Raw genomic sequence first — 20,568 nt, forward strand, 5'->3', positions numbered from 1 at the left:
GCAGCCCGGCCTTCCCGTCCGTACGGTGCCGCATCATGACCGTACTCGTCCGCCCCCTGCGTCCCGACGTCCCCGGCGACGCCGAGGGGTTCGCCCGTGTCCGCCGACTCGCCCTGCCGTACCTGCTGTTCACCCCGGAGTCCGTCCGGCACACGGCCACCCGGCTCCACCCGGACGCCCGTTTCCGGCCGCTCGTCGCGGAGGAGGACGGGGAGATCGTCGGCACGGCGCAGGTCCATCTGATCCACGACAGCCGCGAACCCGGGCAGGGCGCGCTGAACGTCTACGTCCGCCCGGACCGGACGCACCGGGGGGCCGGCCGGCTGCTGGTGGCGGCCGCCGAGAAGTATCTGACGGGCCTGGGCGCGACCCGGCTGTTCGCGTGGGCGCTGGACGAGCCGGCGAACCGGGCCTTCGCCGAGCGGCGCGGCTACCGGCGGGGCCGTACCGCGCGGTTCCTCCGGCTGGACGTGGCGCACGGCACCCTGCCGGCGCTCCCGGAGCCGCCGCCCGGTGTCGAGCTGCGGACGGCCGCCGACTTCGCGGACGATCCCCGGCCGCTGTTCGAGCTGGACGCGGAGACGATGCTGGACGAGCCGAGCGACGTGGACCACGCGCTCACGGACTACCAGGCCTGGCTCGCGGAAGCCTGGGACCACCCGCTGCTGGACCGGGAGCTGGCCACGGCCGCCTGCGTCGGCGGCCGGCCGGTCGCGTTCTCCGTGGCCCACACCGACGGCTACGGCCGCTACTCCACGGCGATGACCGGCACCGCCCGGGCCCACCGCGGCCGTGGCCTGGCCAAGCTCGCCAAGATCCATTCCCTGCACCGGGCCCGCGCGGCCGGTGTCACCGAGGCCTTCACGGGCAACGACACCGGCAACGGCCCCATGGTCGCGATCAACGCGTGGCTCGGGTACGAGGTCTGCGCGCAGGAGGTGCGCTATGTCCGCGAAACCGGCTGAGCCGGCGGCCCGGTTGGAGGTCGTCCTGGTCAAGGCGGGCCGTACGAAGATCCGTTACCCGGCGGAGCTGCTCGGGGACGACGGCGACCGGATCGCCGTACGCGCCGCCTGGGCGGGGGCCGGGGTCCGCGACTTCGGGTTCGTGCGCTTCGAGCCCGGTGACGTGTTCACCGAGTACTACTGGCGGGACCGGTGGTACTCGGTCAAGGAGGTGCGCGCCGCGGACGGCTCCCTCAAGGGCTGGTACTGCGATGTCACGCGCCCCGCGGTGCGCTCCGGCTCGGAGCTGGTCGTGGAGGACCTCGACCTGGACCTGTGGCTTTCGGCGGACGGACGGGACGTACGGCGTCTGGACGAGGACGAGTTCGCCGCGAGCGGTCTCGCCCGGCGGGACCCGCGGGCCGCGGCCGCCGCCGCGGCGGCCCTGGACACCCTGGAGGCGCTGGCCCACGCCGGCGGCTTCGCGGAGCTGCTGTCCTGAGCCGCGCGACCGCCGTGGCGGGGTCACATGGCGGCCACCACCGCGTACCGCTCGTCGTCCACGGCCTTGCCCCACAGCAGGGGGTCGCCGGACAGTCGCTCCACGCGCACGTCCCGGGTGAGCGGCTGCAGGAGGGCGGCGAGCCGCGCGGCCGGTACACCGACCGGGGTGAGGGTGCCCCAGACGCCCTCGACCAGGACGAACCGGCCCCCGGGCCGCAGCAGGTCCCGCCAGCGCCGCAGCACCGCGGCCGGGTCGGGCAGCGCCCACAGCAGATGCCGGACCAGGACCACGTCGAAGCGCTGCCGCGCCACCGGCGGGGCGAGGGCGTCCCCGCGCAGGACCCACGCGGTGCGCCCGGCGAGCTTGGCGCGGGCCCGTTCCGTCATCGCCGGGGAGCGGTCGACGGCCGTCACCCGGTGCCCCTGTTCGGTGGCGAGGAGTGACAGGGTGCCGGTTCCGCAGCCCAGGTCGAGGATGTCGGCGGGGAGTTCGGGGAGCCAGGTGCGGAGCCGGTCCGCCCAGGCCGCGCGGACCGCGGGGTCGCGCAGGCCGTGGTCGGGTTCGTCGTCGAAGGCGGCGGCCCGCGCATCCCAGTCCGCTTCCGGGGCATCCGCAACGGTGTAGCTGTTCCTGCTCGTCATCCCCGGAGTGTGACAGCCGCCACTGACAACGCGGCTTTCGATGAGGAACTCTCGCCGGAAGGGTCCGCCCCGCGTGACACCGCGGAGCCCGGTGGGCTCGAAGGAGGCAGTCATGCGCCGTGTGACCGTGCACAAGCCCCTGAAGAGGGGGACGGACACCCGCCGGATCCGCGACGAGGCGGAGGAGCGCCCCGCGGGACGGCCCGAGGTGCGCAAGGACATCGCCCGCACCTGGTGGCCCGACGCCTGACCTCCGGGAACATCCGATACCTGAGCGCAGCCTGAGTGGCCCCTTAAGCGAACCATAAGGATCTTCTCCGGCCGCTCCCGGCGAGCCGTTTCACGGTTTTTCCGGGCTAGCTTCGGATCCGCGGGGATCCGGGGCCCGTCCGGCGGCTCAGGTCGGACAGGCCCCGGCGGCGGCTCAGCTGAGGGCCGAGGCGCAGGTGGTGGCGGTGGCGTGGGACGGGTCGAGGGCGTTGGCCACCTCGTGGTAGGCGATCCGGTCGAACAGGGCGATCGCGAGGTGTTCGGAGAGGTCGAGCGGGCACAGGTCCTGGAGCAGCACATTGTGGACGTCGGAGCCGTTCAGGTACTGGGTGCGCCAGGGGGTGGCCACCTCGTCGTACTTGGTGGCGATGACGGTGTAGCGCACCCCGGGGACGGTGTCGCCGCCGGCGTTGAGCTTGGCGAGGAAGGCGGAGCCGGTGATCTGGTCGGCGAGGCCGGGGGTGGTGGCCTTGAGCAGGTCCTCGGCGCCGGGGAAGTACGGCAGCAGGTTGGTGAGGCTGTCCAGGTCGGTGCCGTGGTTGTCGGGGGCGAGGCCGACGAGGGCGCCGACCTTGGCGGCTCCGCCGAGGAACCTCAGGTAGTAGCGGGGCATCATGCCGCCCTGGGAGTGCCCGACCAGGTCGGCCTTGGCGGCTCCGGTCGCGGCGAGCACCTTGTCGACGAAGGCCGACAGCTGCTCGGCCGACTTGTCGATGGGGCCGAGGCCGTGGAAGAGGGGGACGCCGGGGAGTTGGCCGTAGTCGAGGGAGTAGACGCAGTACCCGCGGCTCGTCAGGTAGGGCGCGAGGCCGAGCCAGTTGTCGACCGAGTTGCCGAGGGTGCCGTGGACGAGGACGACGGGGCGGGGGTGGGCGGCGGAGGGCTTGCAGGAGTAGTCGTTCCAGCCCGAGCTGGGGGCGGCGGTGTCGGAGGCGCTGGCGGTGGCGGCCGGTACGACGGCGACGGCGGCGGTGAGGAGCAGGGCGGCGAGCGGTCTGAGCGCTCGCTTCCAGGGCAGCATCGTGTGATCTCCTAGCGGCTCACGGGAGGTGCACGGCCTGACCCTGTGATCCGGATCACGGGATGCTGTTCATTCGTCAAGTTACGATCGGGTAGTGCAAGTGTGAAGTTACGCGTCAGTAAAAACTTCCGCCGCCAACCGGCGCTTCACCGGCCCGTCGACACGCCCGTCACGCCACCCCGTACGACGACATGGCGTACCCCGTTGCCGTAGGTCTCGAGGGGTTCGTGGCCGATCCCATGTGCGGCGATCCGGGCCAGGATGTCGGCGAGATCGTGCACGCCCGAGGTTGATCATGGTCCCGCCTACTCGATCAGCGCCGCCAGCACCTGATCGCGCAGCCGAGGGTGCGGGGTTGCCGGTGTTGAGGAGGAAGCGGTCGATGGCGGCGCGCCAGACCGCCTCCTCGTCGTCCTCGCCCCCCTCCCGGCAGGTGTCAGTTCCTGCCGAGCAGGCGCCAGATCTGGTTCTTCTTCGTGCTCAGTGCGCTCGCGGGGTCGCAGGTCCACTGGTGGATCAGTGCGCCCGCCGTGGTGGAGACGTCGCTGACGTCGACGCACTTGCCGCTGTGCACGGCGACGAGTTGGTAGTCCTTGCTGTTGCCGAGCGCGGTGACGGGGTTGAGGGTGAACTGCTGGTTGGTGCCGCCGTTGCAGGTGTACTGGATGACGGCGGCGCCGTCGGCGGTGGAGGCGCCGGAGACGTCGAGGCACTTGCCAGCGAGTTCGTCGACGACCGTGTAGGTGTTGGTCTTGCCGGTGACCGGCTTCAGGTCCAGCATCTGCTGGTAACCGCCCTCGCAGTTCCACTGCTGGTACTGGGTGCCGTCGGCCGTGCTCAGATTGGTGTCGTCCAGGCACTGCCCGCTGTTCTGGCTGACCGCGACCGTGGAGACGGTGGTGTCGGACGGCGGGAGCAGGGTGACGGTGTAGCCGTCCTTGGCGTTGGACCAGGGGATGCTCACGGACGCCGCGTTGTTGCCGACGGTCAGCGTGGTGTCGGAGATCGTCTCGGGGCCCGCCACCGCGGCGCCGTTGTTGTAGGGGACGCGCTGGACGACGGCACGCACCTTGCCGCTCTCGACCACGGACGTGGTGTTCAGGCCGGTCAGGTTCACGGTGACGGTACCGGTGTTGCCGTTGCTGCCGAGCAGGATCCTGGCGTTCTTGGCGGTGTTGTCCTTGGTGGCGAGGCCGTCGGTACCGGTGCCGGGGACCAAGTTGACGATGTTGCCGGTCTGGGAGCCGTAGAAGCGGTACAGGTACCACTCGCCCAGCGGCAGGTACCGGCCCGCGCTGTTCTTGGTCAGCAGGTTGGCCTCGTTGTCGTGCAGGCCGGTGCCGGAGGCCCAGTTGCCGCGCAGGCCGTCGGCGCCGGCCCGCTCCAGGCGGCCGATGAACCAGGCTCCGCCGCCCGGGGACTGCATGGACAAGGTGGCGTACTCGTTGATCTGGTAGGGGCGGGTGCGGGTCAGTCCGGCCGCCGAGAGCGTGGAATCGGCGCGGCCGGCGTCGGTGACGGGGTCGCCCGGTTCGTCGTGCCAGCTGTAGATGTCGGGGGCGACGTTGTGGGCCTTGACGTAGTCCAGGTAGGTGGTCCACCAGGTGTTGGACGCGTTCGGCTGGCTCGCCGTGCTGGGGCCGACGATCAGCTGGCCCGGGAACGCGGCCCGGACCCGGGCGTAGAAGCGCGACCACATCTGCAGGTACTGCGTCTGCGAGGGCTTCCAGAAGCCGCTGCCGTCGGGCTCGTTCCACAGGTCCCACTGGACCGTCATGTTGTTGGCCTTGACGTCGCTGATGAGCTGGGTGACGAAGTTGTCGAACTGCGTCCAGTCACCGTTGTCGCCGGGCCAGCCCTGGGTGGTGGTGCCGTCGGCGCCCCACAGGTCGTGCGGCAGCAGTACGAAGGTGCCGCCCAGGGCGGCGGTGCGCTTGTACTGGGCCAGGGTGGAGTTCCAGCGGGTCCGGTAGTCGGCGAGGCTGGTGGCGTAGCCGCCGCTGTTGAGCTGGGCGCCTCCGGCCCGCATGAAGTGCCACTTGATGTCCTTGAAGAAGTGGTCCTGCGGGAGTGAGCCGTCCGGCGTCATGCCGTAGATCATTCCGGAGGCGCGGTAGGCGGGGGCGCCCCCGGCGGTGGCGAAGTCGACGGTGACGCCGGTGTCCGCGGCCTGGGAGGGGCCGGCGGGGATCAGGGTCGTGGCCAGGGCGGTCAGGACGACGGCGGCGGACGAGAGTGCTCGGCGTCCGGTGCGGGTCGCGGGGCGGGCAGGTATCCGGGGCGACTTCATGGTGCGTCTCCTGCGGGAGTGGGGTGGGACCCGGGGCCCGGACGGTCCCGGGGCGGTGCGGGAGGCGGCCGCTCAGCGGCCCTCTCGCTGTGCGTGTGCTGCGGCCAGCAGCAGGTAACTGCTGGCGGTCCAGGTGTAGGCGCGGTCGCGCAGGCCCGTTCCGGTCAGGGCGTCGAAGTTCTCGGCGAAGCCGTGGGTCTCGCACAGGGCGCGGAAGCGGGCGCTGATGTCGTCGGCGAGGCGGTGGTGGCCGGCCCGGCGCAGGCCGTCCTCGACGAGGACGGTGGCGGGGGCCCAGATCGGGCCGCGCCAGTAGCCGTCGGGGAGGTAGTGCGGGGAGGTGGTCAGTTCGGTCGCGAGGCCGTACGGCGTGAGGTGGGCCTTGATGTGGTCGGCCAGCGCGCTGCTGACCTCGCCGGGCAGGTGCTCGCCCAGCACGACGGGCATCAGGTCCAGGAGGCTCGCGCTGCTCCAGGTGTTCCCGGTGGCGGCCGATCGGGCGACGAACCTGTCGCCGGTCCAGAGCTGGTCGAGCAGCGCCGTCTGGATCTCCTCGGCGGTCGCCGCCCACCGGCGCGCCTCCTCCGTGCGCCCCAACTCTTCGGCAAGAAGGGTGAGTTCACGCAACTGCAGGGCGAGGAAGGCGGACAGGTCGGCGGTGACGACAACCCGCTCGGGGTCGAAGGTGGTGGCGTTGTCCCAGCCGCTGTCGTTGCCGTGCTGGTAGTGGGGCAGTGAGGTTCCGGGAACTCTGCGTGCGGTGAGCCAGAAGTCCGTCCAGCGCTCCAACCGGGTGTAGGTCTCGGCCAGTTGGGCCCGGCTGGGCGGGGCCGGCAGTCTTCGGCGCAGGTGGCCGTGGGCCCAGCCGTGGATGGGTGGCTTGACGAAGTTGTACAGGACCTCGGAGTGGGTGACCGAGTCGGGCAGGGCGCCGCCGGCTTCCTGGTGGTCGAAGGGCAGGGCGAACTGGTCGAGGGCCAGTTCCGGGCGGCCGGACGCCAGGGCGAGGGCGTTGAAGCAGTGGTCCCAGCTCCACACCTTGTCCATCCAGTGCTTGGACATCAGCACCGCGGGCCGGGTGACCAGGCCCGTCGGCCGTACCGTCGCCGACCAGACGACGTAGGCGGCGAGTTCGGCCGCCGGTGTGGCGGACGAGCGCCAGGGGGCCACCGCGTCGACGAAGTCCGCGAACGCGCCGCGCGCCGACGTCACGATGTCGTCGAAGGCCGCTGAGGAGGTGTAGGGCGGGCGGGCGGTGTCGAGTTCCTCGAGCGCGATCTCCCAGCCGCCGTCCCCCTCCCCGGTGAGGGTGAGACCGCGGTCGCCGCTGCCCAGGGCCTGGGCTCCGGCCGCCTCGGCGAGGGTGCCGGACAGCACGGTGACGCGGTAACGGCGTCCGGTCTCGTACGAGGTGAACACGTGCGCGTCCGCCGCCGGGTCGTGGAAGAAGTACGTGCCGCTGAACGGGGTCAGGGTGTGCGCGGCGGCGAGGACGGCGATGCCGAGGCCGCTGCCCCGCAGCCGTACGGTGTCCGGCGACTCGTAGGCGAGGTCGATGCGCCCGCTCTCGCCGGTCCAGCTGAGCAGGCCCGGTGTCGCCTCGACGCGGGTCTCGGCGCGGTCGCCCGTCGTGTGCACGGGGACCAGGCGCAGGACGGCGTGCATGCCGTTCTGGTGCGAGACGAGGTGGAGGTCGTCGGCGTAGGTCTTCTCCGCCACCACGGGCGAGAGGTCGAACCAGGATCCGTACGTGCTGAACGGGATGTCGTGGACGGAGAAGGCCGGGCCGGATCGGGCGGCGGTCATGTGGCGTGACTCGTTTCTGGAGCAGGGATCGTCAGCGCAGGGACGCGCCTGTGGAGGTCAGTCCTTGACCGCACCGGCGGTCACACCGGCGGCGACGTAGCGCTGGGCGAGGACGAGGATGACCGCGGCCGGCAGGGAGGCGACGACGGCGGTGGCCATGATGGCGTTCCACTGCTGGTTGTTGTTGCCGATGTAGTGGTAGATGCCGAGGGTGATCGGCTCGTGGGTGCCGCCGTTGACGAGGGTGCCGGCGAAGACGAAGTCGGACCAGGACCACAGGAAGGCGAACAGGGACACCGTGACCACGGCGTTGCGGCTCATCGGCAGCACGACGGACCAGAAGGTCCGCAGGGCCCTCGCTCCGTCCACCTGCGCGGCCTGGAGCAGTTCGCGGGGAATGCCGGACATGAACGCGGTGAAGATCAGGACGCCGAAGGGGACGGCCAGGGTGGAGTCGGCCACGATCAGACCGGGGACGGACTGCAGCAGCCCGAGCTGGAGGTAGACGGCGTACAGGCCCATCGCCATGATGATGCCGGGGATCATCTGGGCGGCCAGCAGGACGAAGCTGAGGATGCCGCCACCGCGCGGGCGCAGTGTGGCCAGGGCGTAGCCGGCCGGGGCGGCCAGGACCACGGTCAGGACGACGTTGCCCAGGCCGATGACGAAGCTGGTGCCGAGGTAGGGCAGCTGCTCGTCGAGGACGGCGCGGTAGCCGGCCAGGGTGCCGTGCAGCGGCAGCAGGTCCGGGGGGCTCTTGCGCATGTCCTGGTCGCGGGTGAGGGAGACGTTGAGCATCCAGTAGACCGGGAACAGCATGAGCGCGGTCAGCAGGACACCGATGGTGGTCTTCCCCCACGTACGCCTGCGGCTTCGGCTCATGACAGCGCCTGCTTTCTCTGGACGCGGACGTAGACCAGGCCGAAGACGAGGGCGGCGACGACGAGCAGGTTGCCGACGGCCGCACCCGGGCCGAAGGCGGGCAGGAGGTTGCCGAAGCCGAGCTGGTAGGACCAGGTGGCGAAGGTCGTCGAGGAGTCCGCCGGGCCGCCCTTGGTCATGATCCAGATGATGTCGAAGACCTTGAGCGTGTAGACCAGGCCCAGCAGCAGGGTGATCGCGGACACCGGGCGCAGCAGCGGGAAGGTGACGCTCCAGAAGCGGCGCCAGGCGCCCGCCCCGTCCAGGGCCGCGGCCTCGTACAGGCCGGCCGGGATGGACTGCAGGCCGCTGTAGAGCACGACCAGGTTGAACGGGACGCCGATCCAGATGTTCGCGATGATCACCGAGGCCAGCGACCAGGACGGCGAGGTCAGCCAGTTCACCGGATCGATGCCGACGGCGTGCAGGGCGGCGTTGACGATGCCGGAGTCGCTGTTGAGCATCCACGACCAGGTGGAGGCGGACACGATCAGCGGCAGCAGCCACGGTACGAGGAACAGGGCGCGCAGGGTCGCGGAGAGCCGGAAGTGCTGGTTGAAGAAGACCGCGAGGGCGAGCCCGATGGCGTACTGGAAGACCAGGCAGACGGCGGTGAACACCGCGGTGTGCAGCAGCGCCGGGGCGAAGGCCGGGTTGTCGAAGACGGTCCGGTAGTTCGCCAGGCCCGTGAAGGGGGCGTCGCCCTGGACGAAGGAGCGGACGGTGTAGTCGCGCAGGCTCAGGTCGATGTTGCGGTACAGCGGATAGGCGTAGAAGAGGGCGAGGTAGACGGTCACCGGGGTGAGGAAGGCCCAGGCGGCCCACTGGGTGGAGGTGGGCCGGCGGCGCTTCTCGGTGCGGGCCGGGAGCGGGGCGGTGGTGGCCGACCCGTTCCGGACGGGCACGGGCCGGTGGTCCGGCGGATGGGTCGTCTGCTTCATCGCGCTCACGTCACCTGGCCGCGGTCTGCGCCGAAGTGAGCGCGTCCTTGGGCGACTTGGAGCCGCTGAGGGCGGACTGGACGGCCTTCCACATCTGCTCGGAGATCTTCGGATACCTGGTGCCCAGGTCGTCACTGGTGCGGCCCCTGGCCGCCTTGACCGCGGCCACCCACGGCTTCAGCTCGGCGTTCGCGGCCACCTGCTTGTCCTGGGCCTCGCTGGTGGGAGCCACGTAGGACAGGGTGGTGTCGGTGTCGTAGAGGTTGTCGCCGCTGGTCAGGCAGGTCGCCAGCTTCTGGGAGGTGGCGTAGCGGCCGGTGTCCTGCTGGACCGGGATGGTCACGAACTCGCCGCCGGTCGGGGCCGCGGCGTTGCCGCCGGTGGCGGCGGGGATGGGCAGCACGCCGTAGTCGAAGCCGGCCTTCTTGGCGTTGGCGAGCTGCCAGGTGCCGTTCTCGGCGAAGGCGTAGTCGCCGCCGGCGAACTCCTGCCAGCTGGTGGTCTGGGTGTTGTTGAGCACCGAGTTGGGGGCGTAGCCGCTCTTCAGCCAGTCCTTCCACAGGGAGAGGGCGGACACGGCCTGGGCGGAGTCGAGTTCGGTCAGCTTGGCGCCCGCGCCCCAGAACCAGGGCAGGAACTGGAAGCTGCCCTCCTCCGTGCCGATCGCCGAGAAGGTGATGCCCTTCTCGCCGGCCTTCTTGACCTTGGCCAGGGCCGCTGTCAGCGACTTCCAGTCCTTGACGGAGGAGACGTCCACGCCGGCCTCCTTCAGCACCTTCTTGTTGTAGTAGAGGGCGAGGGTGTTGGCGCCGATCGGCGTGCCGTAGGCCTTGCCGCCCGACTGGCCGGCGGCGAGCAGGTTGGGGTCGACCTTGGAGGTGTCCAGCTTGTTGTCGTCGGTCGTGGTGAGCACGCCCGCCTCGGCGAGGGTGGAGACCACAGGGTTGTCGACGATGAGGACGTCCGGCGAGTTGCCCTGCTGGGCAGCGAGGAGTGTCTTGTTGCCCAGGTCGCTGGTGTCGAAGCCGGTCCGCTTGACCTTCACCCCGGCCCTGGTGCCGCACTGGTCGAGCAGCTTCACCCAGGCCGAGCCCTTGTCGAACTGCGGGTAGGGGTCCCAGACGGTGTACGTCCCGCTGCCGGCGCCCTTGGAGCCGGTGCCGCCCGAGCCGGAGGAGCAGGCGGTGGCGGTGACGGCGACGGCGAGGGCGGTGAGGGCCGCAGCGGTCAGACGGCGCTGTCTGGAGGAGCTGTTCATGGCGAGGGGTCCTTTGTTCTGGGCATGCGGGTGCCGAGGCACGGGGTGGTGAGGAGTGACGGGCACGCCGAACAGCGCCGCTGAGCAGAGGGCGGTCGGCGGGTGAGGTGGGTGCGAGGTTGTCCGCGGGGAGCGGTCAGGGTGCCGTGGCGGGCCCGGTGCTGGCCCGCAGGGAGATCGGCGGCGCGAGGAGATGGTGCCGGGGCGGTGCGTCGGGGTGGTCGAGCCGCTCCACCAGCAGGTCGACGGCGCACCGGCCCATCTCCTCAGCCGGTACGTCGGCCGCGGTGAGCTGCGGAGTCACCGTCTCCGCCCAGCGTCCGGCGACGACCCCGGTGACGGAGAAGTCGCGCGGCACATGACGGCCGGCCTGGGCGAGCCCCCGGTACAGCCCGCCCAGCGCGGCCTCGTTCAAAGTGACCAGAGCGGTGGTGGCCGGGTCGTCGTGCAGGATCTGCTGGAGGCAGGCCTGCCCCGAGGCGGCGTCGTCCCCGCAGCAGTACGTCCGCACGGTCAGCCCGCGCTCGGCCGCGGCCTTGGTGAAGCCGTCCAGACCGCGGTGGGCGGACTCGTATCCGGCGCGCAGCAGCTGCTCGGGCCGGTTGACGAAGGCGACCCGGCGGTGGCCGAGGTCCGCCAGGTGGTGCACGCACGCCGCCGCGAGCGCGGTGTGGTCCAGGCCCACCCACCAGCTGCCCTCGGGGTGTGCGGTGCGGCCGATGGCGACGGCGGGAAAGCCGAGGTCGGCCAGGTGATCGACCCGGTCGTCCGCCAGCCTGATCTCCATCAGGATCGCGCCGTCGACCCGCCGCTCCCCCAGCAGCCGCTGGAAGGAGCGGTCGCTGTCCACGCCGCTCGGGGACAGCAGCACGTCGTAGTCGTAGGCCGCGGCGGCCTCCACCACGCTGCCGATGAAGTCCAGCTGCATCCCGGTGTAGTGGTTGCCGGCCGGCGGGAAGACCAGGCCGATCGTGCTGGTGCGGCCGTTGGCCAGGGCGCGGGCGCTGGCGTTCGGGCGGTAGCCCAGCTCGTCGATGACCTGCTGGATCCTGCGGCGGGTGTCGTCCGAGACCGGGCGCTTGCCGCTGAGTGCGTAGGACACGGTGCTCCTTGAGACACCGGCCCGGCGGGCGATCTCACCGATGTTCACGAGGGGCTCCTTGCTCGAACCGGTTCGGCATCTCGTCGGAGGGTACGCCTGCCGGTGGTGAGGGGTGCGGGGCGGAGGAGAAGGCGAGTCCCGGTTGTCGAACCGGTTCGCGTGAAGTGAAGGTAGGAACTGACCCCCCGTCTGTCAACACCTCTGGCCGCACTTTCCCCGCCCGACGCGAGACCGCCGGAATGCCGGCAGGACTTGGGTGGGTTGCGCCCGGAACCGTCGCGAGAAGCTCGTGTCGGAGGCATTGCCGGTCTGGGGCACCGGTGCTAGCTTCCCCGAACCGGTTCGATGACGTGATTCCTTCCGGCGGCCGCCGACCCTGCCCCGCCCTCTAACGGGAGCGAGGCCGGAGGTCAGTCTGCCCCGGAGAAACGCCCCACCACCGTGCCGCCCGCGATCGAACCGGTTCGATGCACGCCGATACGAGGACTGAGGACGCCATCCATGTCATCCGCTGACAGATCCGGCCGCCGCCGCGCCCCGGCCGCCATGGCGCTGGCCCTGGGTGCGGGCCTGCTGGCGGCGCCGGCCGTCCCCGCGCAGGCAGCCGACACGCCCCAGCCCGTCGCCCACTACACCTTCGACCAGGACGACCCCGCCTCCGGCCGGATCACCGACAGCTCCGGCAACGGCCTGACGGCGACCCTGGTGAACGGCTCCACCGCGCAGTCCGTCGAGGGCCACGAGGGCGGCAGAGCGCTGGCCCTGCCCGGCGGAGCGCCCACGTCCGACGGCGCGTACGTCCGTCTGCCCCGCGAAGTGCTCGGCGACGCGAGCGACTTGACCGTCTCGGCCCGCGTGAAGTGGAGCGGCACGTCGGCCTGGCAGCGGATCTTCGACCTGGGTACCGACACCACCCGATACCTGTTCACCACCCCGTACAACGGAAGCGTGCTGCGCACCGCCGTGACCACCGCAGGCGGGGGCGCGGAAGCACAGATCTCCGGCTACGAACCGCTCCCCGCCGACGGCTGGCGCACCGTCACCGTCACCCTCGACACCGCCGCCCACCGGGTCACCACCTACCTGGACGGCGTGCCCGTCTCCTCCGCCGAGACGACCGTCAAGGCCACGGACCTGCTGGACGGTGCGGCCACGACCGCCGGCTACATCGGCAAGTCCTTCTACCCGGACCCGCTGCTCGAGGGCGTGATCGACGACTTCACGGTCTGGCACTCCGCGCTCAGCCCCGCACAGGTGGCCGGTCTCGTCGCAGCCGTGCCGACGCCTCGGCAGCTCTCGCGGACGTCCTTCGCGGTCCGTACGACGACCGGGACGGCCCCGTCCCTCCCCGCAGCCGTCCGCTCCTCCTTCTCCGACGGCTACGACCGCGACACACCGATCGCCTGGGACGCCGTACCGTCCGGGAAGTACGCCCGGCCGGGACGCTTCACGGTCGCCGGAACCGCCGCCGGACGCGCGGTGGAGGCCACCGTCACCGTGGTCCGCGAGGGAGCCCTGACCGTCGATCTGGCCTCGGACACCGGCGCGTTCCACGGCGGTGCCTCCGGCACCCTCTACGGCGTGTACGGACCGGACGTCCCCACCGACAACCTCATCCAGGGCATGGGGCTGCGCACCGTCTCCACCAAGGCCCAGGACGGCCCGCAGCACCCCGGTGCCGACGCACTCGACGTCGTGAAGCCGCTGGCCGACTCCACCGACGGCGACGTGTACATCTACATGACCGACATCCACCGCGGCTTCCCGTACGAGTGGCCCGGCGCCACCCCGGCCGAGAAGCTCGACCTCTACAAGCAGAAGATCGCCAAGCAGGTCGACCAGGTGCTGCGGCTGCCGAAGCGCTACCAGGACAACATCGTCTTCGTGCCGTTCAACGAGCCCGAGGGCAACATGTTCGGCACCGGTGAGTGGAGCTACGACAAGGTCAGCTGGCTCACCGACCCTGGTGCCTACTTCGCCGCCTGGGACGAGGTCTACAGGCTCATCAAGGGCAGGATGCCCGACGCCCGTATCGCCGGCCCCAACACCAGCGTCCTGTACGACCAGGTCAAGGGCTTCCTCGCGCACACCCTGGCCGCCGGCACCCTCCCGGACGTCATCACCTGGCACGAACTGAGCCACCCGGAGGCCGTGCGCGAGAGCGTCGCCACGTACCGGGCGTGGGAGAAGGAGCTGTTCGAGGGCACCGACCACGAAGGCACCCGGCTCCCCGTCAACATCAACGAGTACGCCTTCAACTACCACACCTCCGTCCCCGGCCAGATGATCCAGTGGGCGTCCGCGATCGAGGAATCCAAGGTGGACGCCGACATCGCGTACTGGAACATCGACGGCAACCTCTCCGACTCCGCGGTGCAGTCGGCCCGCGGCAACGGCCAGTGGTGGCTGCTGCACTCGTACGCCTCGATGAGCGGGCACACGGTGAGGGTGACCCCGCCGTTCCCGGGCGAGAACTACACGATGCAGGGCGTGGCCACGCTGGACGAGCACAAGAAGCAGGCCCGGCTGATCTTCGGCGGGTCCACCGGGAAGGGCCACATCACCTTCGCGGGCGTCCCGGAGAAGGTCTTCGGGGACAGCGTGCACGCATGGGTGCGCGAGATCGGGTGGAGCGGGCAAGTGGGCGACAGCTCCGGCCCCGAGTTGCTCACGGAGACGAACCTGCCGGTCGGGGACGACGGCGAGGTCGTCGTCGACTTCGGCGACGGCACGCTGCCGGCGCTGAAGGAGTCCTCGGCGTACGAGATCGTTCTCAGCCCGGCCGGGAAGGCGAAGGGCACGCAGGCCGCGCCGGTGCGCTGGCGGGGCTCGTACGAGGCCGAGGACGCCGCCCACACCGGGTCCGGCTACTCGAGGAACGGTCCGGAGGGCTCGCCGCGCGACGTGTCGAAGTTCTACACCTCCGGCGGCTACGACGTGGGCGGACTGCGCACCGGCTCGGACGTCACACTCGACTTCACGGTGGACGTGCCGCAGGACGGCACGTACGACCTGAGTGTCTTCGCCAACTCCCATAACACCTTCGACAAGGTGAAGGAGCAGGGCCCCACCAACGTCTTCCTGCGGGTGGACGGCAGGGCGGACGGCGAGCAGGAGCTGTACCTGCCGCTCGGTTACAAGTGGGTGGTGTGGGACCACACCGACACCAAGGTGCATCTCACCAAGGGCAGGCACACCCTGACGCTCGCCGCGAAGAGCCTCGACGGCAGGCGTGCCACCAAGGGCGACGCCATCGTCGACCGCCTCACCCTGACCCTGCCGGACGCCTCGGCGGCCACCCGGGTGTACGAGGGCGAGCTGGCCTGGACGAGCGGCGGCGCGCGGCCCGTCTACGACCTGCCGAAGCACACCGGGACCCCCGCCACGGGCTCGGGCGCGGTCCGCGTCGCGAAGGGCCAGACGGCGACGTTCTGGGTCTACTCCCCCGCCGACCGCGAGGCCACCCTCCGGGTCGACACCCTGGGCGCCGCGAACGCCCGGCTCTCCGTCAACGGTCACGACGTACTGCGCCTGTCCAAGGACCGGCACGCGGTGGCGGTCTCCCTCTCGGGCGGCATCAACAAGGTGACGGTGACCGGTGCTTCGGCCGCCACGCTGGTCGACCGCCTCACGGTCACGCCCACCGAGGGCACGCTCAAGGCGCGTACGTACGAGGCCCAGGACGCCAGGCTCGCCGGCTCGGCCACGCTGACCCCGCTGTCCCTGGCCACCGACGGTACGGCGATCACCGGCATCGGGGGCGACCCGGGCAACGGCAACACGGCCACCTTCACCGTCACCGCGGACAGGGCCGGCCTGTACGCGCTGCGCCTGCGCTACTCCAACCCGGAGCAGTCGGAAGCCACCCACTACAACCCGGACCCGCTCGTCCGGCACGCCGACATCACCGTGAACGGCGGTGCGATGCAGCGCGTCGGCTTCCCGCACACCTTCCACCCGAACAACTTCTGGGAGCTGACGGTCCCGGTCCGCCTCGCGAAGGGACCGAACACGATCACGTTCCGCTCCGAGGAACTGCCGGACTTCGACGGCACCACCTACGCCTCGGACACCTTCCCCGGCCTACTCCTCCGCTCCCGCTACGCCCCGCTCATCGACCGGATCACCGTGGCGCCGTACGCACGGGAGGTCCGCTGAGGTGATCACCGCCGGCCGACGCCGCAACAGGGGGTCTCCTGGACTCGGTGCCCCGCCGGCAGGAACGGGAACCCCATGTCTCACACGACCGCCTCCGCCGAAAACCAGTGGTTCTCGGCGCAGTCAGTCGGCCAGGGTCGCCGGGCGTATGACGTCAGGCCCGAAACGCCGACGGGCACGGTCGGCGGCGGCTTCGGCTGCGCGGGCGCGATCGTCGCCGGGATCCAGGGAGAGCTGGTGGAACGCACTGTGAGCCGGCAGCAGAGCGTCGGCGCGGACCACGAAGGCGCGGACTCTTGCCCGCTGCAGCCCGAGAGCGTTCAGCAGGCCCAGGGCGGCTACCGCGAGGGCCGGTGAGTGGTTGGTGGGTTCTGCCAGCGCGCGCGTACGGGTGGTGGAGCTGCGGTCGGCGTACCTCACCGTGAGGGCGAGCCGGCTGGTGATCTGACGTTCGCCGCGCAGGCGTTGGCCGATCTGGTCGGCGAGTCCCAGGACCACGCGGTGATGCTGCGCCGGGTCGAGGCAGTCCCGTTCCAGCACGAGGTCGGCGACCAGGTGCGCCGCCGGTTCCGAAGGGGTGACCGGGCGGGGGTCGTGACCGCGAGCCCGCTCGGCCAGCAGACGGGCGGGGCCCGCACCGAGAAGTCGCTGCAGGGTACCCGCGGGCAGCTCGACGACCTGGCCGATCGTGTGCAGGCCGTACCTGCCGAGCGTCTCCGCCGTGGTGCGGCCGATCCCGGGCAGTGCCGTGACCGGACGGGGGTGGAGCCAGTCGGCCGCCCGCCCGGCGGGAACCCAGGTGGTGTCCCCCGGCGCGGACGCGTCGGCCGCCATGGCGGCCACCATGCGGTTGCCCGCGAGACCTGCGCTGCTGTCGATGCCGTAGAAGAGCTTCAGCCTCATCTTCGCCAGCTGGACGACATCGTAGGGGGACAGGTCGAAGTACCGAAGCGCCGACGTCAGGTCCAGCTGTACGGCGTTGGGCGGGACAGCCTGGACATGGGGCGTAATTCCATACATCAGTTCGATGACATCAGCGTACTGATCCTCGGTCAGCGTGGCGTGCAGATGGAGGTGGGCGATGTGCCGCTGACGTGTGCTCATCCTGCGCTCCCCGGGCTGCGGTGGCCGAACTTCTTCAGGTCGGCCGAGCGGGCGCCGGCGGGCTGGAGGTCGGCGTACGGGTGCAGGCGGGCGCCGGTGGTGCCGTTGGCCAGGGTGCGCCGCGGCTGGGCGGGGGTCGGGTGCGGATGGCTCTCGCCGAGGAGGGCGAGCGCGGCCTCGGGGCCGTTGTCGCGGCGGGCGGCGGCGATCCGGTCCAGGTCCCAGGCCATGGTGCCGACGACGGTACGGCGGGTACCGCGCACCTGGACCGTGCCGCGCACCAGCAGCAGGCCGCTGTGGAAGACGGTGTGCGCACAGGCCGGATGGGAGTCCTCGAAGAAGGCCAGGTCGACCAGGCCGGACCCGTCCTCCAGGGTGACGAAGATGATCCGCTTGCCGCTGGCGATCGGCGGCGTCTGGGTGGAGGCACGCACACCGGCGACCAGGACCTGCCGCCCGGCTCGCAGACCGGCCAGATGGGCCGCGTCGGTCGCGCCGATCTCGCGCAGCAGCCGGTGGTGGTGCTCCATCAGGTGCTTGGAGACATCGATCCCGAGCGTGCTCAGCTCGGCGTCGAGAGCCTCGCGTCCGGTCATCTCCGGCAGGCCGCTGGGCTCCGCCCCGCCGACGGCACCCGCGTCGATGGGCAGCTGGCCCTTGCCGGCGGACCGCGTGCGCGATGCACGGTGGAGTTCGGCGATCTGGAGCAGGAGATCACGTCGAGTGAGGCGGCCGTCGTGCAGACAGTCCAGGGCGCCGATCTCGGCGAGGCGTTCGGCGACCGGCCTGCTGGGACGGGCCCGCTGCCAGAAGTCCGACAGCGATCCGTACGGCTGCCCCTCCTCGATGCGGGCGCACTCCTCCTCGCTGATGCCGTGGACCTCGGACAGCGCGAGCCGCACGCCCCACTGGTCTCCATCGGCCTTCTCCACGGTGTGCTTCACCAGGGAGTGGTTGACGTCGACGGGCAGGACGGGGACGCCCCGGCGGCGGGCATCGGAGACGAGGACCCGTTTGGGCCACATCCCGGGGTCGTGTTCCAGCAGGCCCGCCAGCAGGAACGCCGGATAGTGCGCCTTGAGCCAGGCGCTCTGCAACGCCGGTACGGCGAAGGCGACCGCATGAGCGCGGCAGAAGCCGTATGCGCCGAAGGCCTCCACGGTCTTCCAGACCTCGTCGCGGACGGCCTCGCTGTAGCCACGCACGCGTGCCCGGCCGTGGAACCACTCCCTGATGCCGGGCAGCCGGTCTTTCTCGCCGAGCGCCCGCCGGGCGATCTCCGCCAGCGCGTGGTCGCAACCGGTCATCACCGAGAGGGTCTCGATGATCTGCTCGTGCCAGATGGTCACGCCGTAGGTGTCGGCGAGCACCGGCTCCAGGTCCGGATGTGCGTACGACGGTCTCCCGCCGTGCCGGGCGGCGATGTATCGCTCGGGCATGCCGCCGGCGACCGGTCCGGGCCGGAAGAGGCTGATGTCGGCGATGACGTCCTGCACGTCGCGCGGCTGCAGTCGGGACAGCAGGTCCTGCTGGCCGGGCGATTCGAGCTGGAACAGGCCCAGGGTCTGGCTGTCCTGGATGAGCTTGAACGCGAAGGCGTCGTCGAGCGGCACCTGCCGTGGGTCGTCGAGGTCGATACGGTCGCCCGTCGTCCGCTCGATCTCGGTGACGGCGTGGGCCATCGCGGACTGCATCCGCACGCCGAGGACGTCGAGTTTGATGTTGCCCAAAGCCTCGATCTCCTCCTTCGCCGCCATCGCCATGGGGTAGTCGCCCTGCGGTGTGGGCTGCACCGGTAGCCGGTCCAGGAGGGTCGCGTCACTGATGACCACGCCGCAGGGATGCATGGCCATGCCGTGCACCAGGGAATCGAGGCCCTCGGCCAGCTCCCACAGCGGTCCGTAGCGGTGTGCCTCGGCGGCCAGTCGGCGCAGTTCGGGCAGTTCGGCGAGGGCGCCGGTGATGTCGGAGGCGGGCAGGTGCGGGAAGCTCTTGGCGATCCGGTCGACCTCGGCCGGGGCGATGCCGAGGGCGAGGCCGGTGTCGCGCAGGGCGCGGCGGGCGCGGTAGGTCTCGGGCATGGCGGTGACGGCGACCCGTTCCCTGCCGAAGCGTTCGAAGATCGTGTCGTAGCACTCAAGCCGTCTGGCGGACTCCACGTCGATGTCGATGTCGGGCAGCGAGGCCCGGCGCACGCTGAGGAAGCGTTCGAACAGCAGGCGGTGGTCGAGCGGGTTGGCGGTGGCGATGTCCAGAGCGTGGCAGACCATCGAGCCGGCGCCGGAGCCGCGGGCCGCGACCCTGATGCCCTTGGCCCGGATGTCGGCCACGACCTGGCCGACGGCGAGGAAGTACGAGTCGTAGTTCAGCGCGGAGATCACCCTGAGTTCCTCGTCCAGCCGGTCGAGCGCCGCTCGGTCGCGGTCGAGGCCGCGCCTGGCCATGCCGGTCTCGCATTGCCTGCGCAGGAACTTCGCCGCGCCGTCCGGTCGGGGCTCGGCGCCGAAGAGGGACGGTTCCGGGAAGTGGCGGGTGCCGAGTCCGAGGTCCGCCCGGGGATCGAGCGCGCACGCGGCCGCCGTGGCGGCGGTGTCCGCCATCAGACGGCGCGCCCGGCGGATGTCTCCTCCGGCGCATTCGGTGATCATTCGCGCGACCGTCTCCATGTGCCGCTCGTCCTTGAGCCAGCGCTGCCCGGTGTCCAGGTGGCGCCGGTCGACCGGTCGGAGCAGGCGCGCGGCGTCCAGGACGTCGGCGAGGCGGTGCTGGTCGGGATCGGCGTAGCGGACGGCGTTGGAGAGCACGGCGGTGGTGCCGGTGCGGTCGGCCAGGGCAAGGGTGCGAGCGGCCAGGCGCAGGGATCCCGGCCCGATGCCGAAACGTTTCTGCGTAACGGCTTCCAACCGGACGCCCCTCCCGAAGATCTCCTTCCAGGGCGCCAGCAGCCTTGTCGCGACATCCTCCCGGCCCACCGACAGCGCCCGTGCCGGCTCCGAGAGCGGCCCGAGCAGCACGGTCAGCCCGGGTCCGCCGTACTCGCGCAGCGCCTCCCACGGCACCACCGGCGCCGTACCGGACACGGCCCCCACATGGGCCGCCGACGTGATGCGGCACAGCCGCGCCCATCCCGCGCGGTCCTGCGCGAGCAGCACGAACCGCAGCGGCGGCTCGACGACGTGCGCGCCGCCACGCACCGGGGTACGGGCACGCCGGACGGGCGGCGGAGGTGCGAGGGCCTCCACCGCCAGGTCGATTCCGAAGACCGGCCGGACTCCGTCTTTCGCGCAGGCCTGTGCGAACCGGACGGCGCCGGTGACCGTGTCCCTGTCGGTGAGCGCGAGCGCGGACATGCCCCGCTCGGCCGCCCGCCGGGCGAGCTGTTCGGGGTGGGATGCGCCGTAGCGGGCGGAGTAACCGGACGCGACGTGCACGTGGGCGAAACCCTCCATGCCGCACCTCCATCACTTCACCCTTTTTAGCCTATACATCCGATACGTTCATCGTACGCTCGTTCGAATACTCTAGCCCCATCAGCCCCGGTCAGCGAACTTGCTTCGAACACAACAGCGATTCTTTGGCGAGGCGCGCGGCGCCCGCACGCAGGAAG

General features: G+C 71.1%; 15 protein-coding genes. 4 read left to right on the forward strand and 11 right to left on the reverse strand.

The annotated features are described in order from the left end of the window. Window positions 1–35: 35 nt before the first annotated feature. Together ACZ3ZD_RS21375 and ACZ3ZD_RS21380 are read left to right on the forward strand one after the other, a co-directional pair. Window positions 36–965 (forward strand): GNAT family N-acetyltransferase, encoded by a 930-nt coding sequence (locus ACZ3ZD_RS21375; RefSeq protein WP_467399557.1) that lies wholly within the window; start codon window positions 36–38, stop codon window positions 963–965. Continuing rightward, window positions 946–1,446 (forward strand): ribonuclease FAU-1 family protein, encoded by a 501-nt coding sequence (locus tag ACZ3ZD_RS21380; protein WP_467399559.1) that lies wholly within the window; start codon window positions 946–948, stop codon window positions 1,444–1,446. Before ACZ3ZD_RS21375 ends, ACZ3ZD_RS21380 begins: the two co-directional genes overlap by 20 nt. Before the next feature lie 23 nt (window positions 1,447–1,469). Here the strand turns inward: ACZ3ZD_RS21380 and ACZ3ZD_RS21385 are convergent, their stop codons facing one another. Then, a complete protein-coding gene (locus tag ACZ3ZD_RS21385) occupies window positions 1,470–2,090 on the reverse strand; it encodes a class I SAM-dependent methyltransferase (RefSeq protein ID WP_467399562.1) in 621 nt (206 codons plus the stop codon). A 112-nt stretch (window positions 2,091–2,202) separates the two neighbouring features. Between ACZ3ZD_RS21385 and ACZ3ZD_RS21390 the strand changes: the two genes are divergently transcribed. Then, window positions 2,203–2,340 carry a hypothetical protein gene (locus tag ACZ3ZD_RS21390; RefSeq protein ID WP_467399564.1) on the forward strand — a complete coding sequence of 46 codons (138 nt, stop codon included), beginning with the start codon at window positions 2,203–2,205 and terminating at the stop codon, window positions 2,338–2,340. 174 nt (window positions 2,341–2,514) lie between these two features. Here the strand turns inward: ACZ3ZD_RS21390 and ACZ3ZD_RS21395 are convergent, their stop codons facing one another. The 8 genes from ACZ3ZD_RS21395 to ACZ3ZD_RS21430 all read right to left on the reverse strand — a co-directional run bounded on the left by ACZ3ZD_RS21395 (window position 2,515) and on the right by ACZ3ZD_RS21430 (window position 11,747). Further along, window positions 2,515–3,381: an esterase/lipase family protein gene (locus ACZ3ZD_RS21395; RefSeq protein ID WP_467399566.1), complete on the reverse strand. Its 867-nt coding sequence runs from the start codon at window positions 3,379–3,381 to the stop codon at window positions 2,515–2,517. A 146-nt stretch (window positions 3,382–3,527) separates the two neighbouring features. Next, on the reverse strand, window positions 3,528–3,662 hold the full coding sequence (locus ACZ3ZD_RS21400) for a hypothetical protein (RefSeq protein WP_467399568.1): 135 nt from the start codon (window positions 3,660–3,662) through the stop codon (window positions 3,528–3,530). A gap of 155 nt (window positions 3,663–3,817) precedes the next feature. After that, a complete protein-coding gene (locus ACZ3ZD_RS21405; protein WP_467399571.1) occupies window positions 3,818–5,671 on the reverse strand; it encodes an RICIN domain-containing protein in 1,854 nt (617 codons plus the stop codon). A 72-nt stretch (window positions 5,672–5,743) separates the two neighbouring features. Next, window positions 5,744–7,477 carry an amylo-alpha-1,6-glucosidase gene (locus ACZ3ZD_RS21410; RefSeq protein WP_467399573.1) on the reverse strand — a complete coding sequence of 578 codons (1,734 nt, stop codon included), beginning with the start codon at window positions 7,475–7,477 and terminating at the stop codon, window positions 5,744–5,746. Between the two features lie 57 nt (window positions 7,478–7,534). After that, a complete protein-coding gene (locus ACZ3ZD_RS21415; protein ID WP_467399575.1) occupies window positions 7,535–8,359 on the reverse strand; it encodes a carbohydrate ABC transporter permease in 825 nt (274 codons plus the stop codon). Further along, window positions 8,356–9,339 carry a carbohydrate ABC transporter permease gene (locus ACZ3ZD_RS21420; protein ID WP_467399578.1) on the reverse strand — a complete coding sequence of 328 codons (984 nt, stop codon included), beginning with the start codon at window positions 9,337–9,339 and terminating at the stop codon, window positions 8,356–8,358. The genes ACZ3ZD_RS21415 and ACZ3ZD_RS21420 overlap by 4 nt, the downstream gene beginning before the upstream one ends. Window positions 9,340–9,349: 10 nt before the next feature. Beyond that, complete coding sequence (locus tag ACZ3ZD_RS21425; protein ID WP_467399580.1) at window positions 9,350–10,597, reverse strand: sugar ABC transporter substrate-binding protein; 1,248 nt, start codon at window positions 10,595–10,597, stop codon at window positions 9,350–9,352. A gap of 136 nt (window positions 10,598–10,733) precedes the next feature. Further along, entirely contained in the window at window positions 10,734–11,747 is a 1,014-nt protein-coding gene (locus ACZ3ZD_RS21430) for a LacI family DNA-binding transcriptional regulator (protein WP_467399582.1), read from the reverse strand. Between the two features lie 453 nt (window positions 11,748–12,200). Between ACZ3ZD_RS21430 and ACZ3ZD_RS21435 the strand changes: the two genes are divergently transcribed. Continuing rightward, window positions 12,201–15,857: a LamG-like jellyroll fold domain-containing protein gene (locus ACZ3ZD_RS21435; protein ID WP_467399585.1), complete on the forward strand. Its 3,657-nt coding sequence runs from the start codon at window positions 12,201–12,203 to the stop codon at window positions 15,855–15,857. 123 nt (window positions 15,858–15,980) lie between these two features. Here ACZ3ZD_RS21435 and ACZ3ZD_RS21440 read toward each other — a convergent pair whose 3' ends face one another. Together ACZ3ZD_RS21440 and ACZ3ZD_RS21445 are read right to left on the reverse strand one after the other, a co-directional pair. Further along, window positions 15,981–16,961 (reverse strand): DNA polymerase Y family protein, encoded by a 981-nt coding sequence (locus tag ACZ3ZD_RS21440; protein ID WP_467399587.1) that lies wholly within the window; start codon window positions 16,959–16,961, stop codon window positions 15,981–15,983. Continuing rightward, window positions 16,958–20,410 (reverse strand): DNA polymerase III subunit alpha, encoded by a 3,453-nt coding sequence (locus tag ACZ3ZD_RS21445; RefSeq protein WP_467399589.1) that lies wholly within the window; start codon window positions 20,408–20,410, stop codon window positions 16,958–16,960. The genes ACZ3ZD_RS21440 and ACZ3ZD_RS21445 overlap by 4 nt, the downstream gene beginning before the upstream one ends. Between the last annotated feature and the right edge of the window lie 158 nt (window positions 20,411–20,568).

Source organism: Streptomyces sp. NPDC023481 (assembly GCF_055560195.1).

Coding starts and splice junctions, on each gene's coding strand:
- ACZ3ZD_RS21390 (WP_467399564.1), top strand. CDS start 2,203: ATGCGCCGTGTGACCGTGCACAAGCCCCTGAAGAGGGGGACGGACACC.
- ACZ3ZD_RS21385 (WP_467399562.1), bottom strand. CDS start 2,090: ATGACGAGCAGGAACAGCTACACCGTTGCGGATGCCCCGGAAGCGGAC.
- ACZ3ZD_RS21435 (WP_467399585.1), top strand. CDS start 12,201: ATGTCATCCGCTGACAGATCCGGCCGCCGCCGCGCCCCGGCCGCCATG.
- ACZ3ZD_RS21375 (WP_467399557.1), top strand. CDS start 36: ATGACCGTACTCGTCCGCCCCCTGCGTCCCGACGTCCCCGGCGACGCC.
- ACZ3ZD_RS21440 (WP_467399587.1), bottom strand. CDS start 16,961: ATGAGCACACGTCAGCGGCACATCGCCCACCTCCATCTGCACGCCACG.
- ACZ3ZD_RS21395 (WP_467399566.1), bottom strand. CDS start 3,381: ATGCTGCCCTGGAAGCGAGCGCTCAGACCGCTCGCCGCCCTGCTCCTC.
- ACZ3ZD_RS21420 (WP_467399578.1), bottom strand. CDS start 9,339: ATGAAGCAGACGACCCATCCGCCGGACCACCGGCCCGTGCCCGTCCGG.
- ACZ3ZD_RS21425 (WP_467399580.1), bottom strand. CDS start 10,597: ATGAACAGCTCCTCCAGACAGCGCCGTCTGACCGCTGCGGCCCTCACC.
- ACZ3ZD_RS21410 (WP_467399573.1), bottom strand. CDS start 7,477: ATGACCGCCGCCCGATCCGGCCCGGCCTTCTCCGTCCACGACATCCCG.
- ACZ3ZD_RS21415 (WP_467399575.1), bottom strand. CDS start 8,359: ATGAGCCGAAGCCGCAGGCGTACGTGGGGGAAGACCACCATCGGTGTC.
- ACZ3ZD_RS21380 (WP_467399559.1), top strand. CDS start 946: ATGTCCGCGAAACCGGCTGAGCCGGCGGCCCGGTTGGAGGTCGTCCTG.
- ACZ3ZD_RS21405 (WP_467399571.1), bottom strand. CDS start 5,671: ATGAAGTCGCCCCGGATACCTGCCCGCCCCGCGACCCGCACCGGACGC.
- ACZ3ZD_RS21445 (WP_467399589.1), bottom strand. CDS start 20,410: ATGGAGGGTTTCGCCCACGTGCACGTCGCGTCCGGTTACTCCGCCCGC.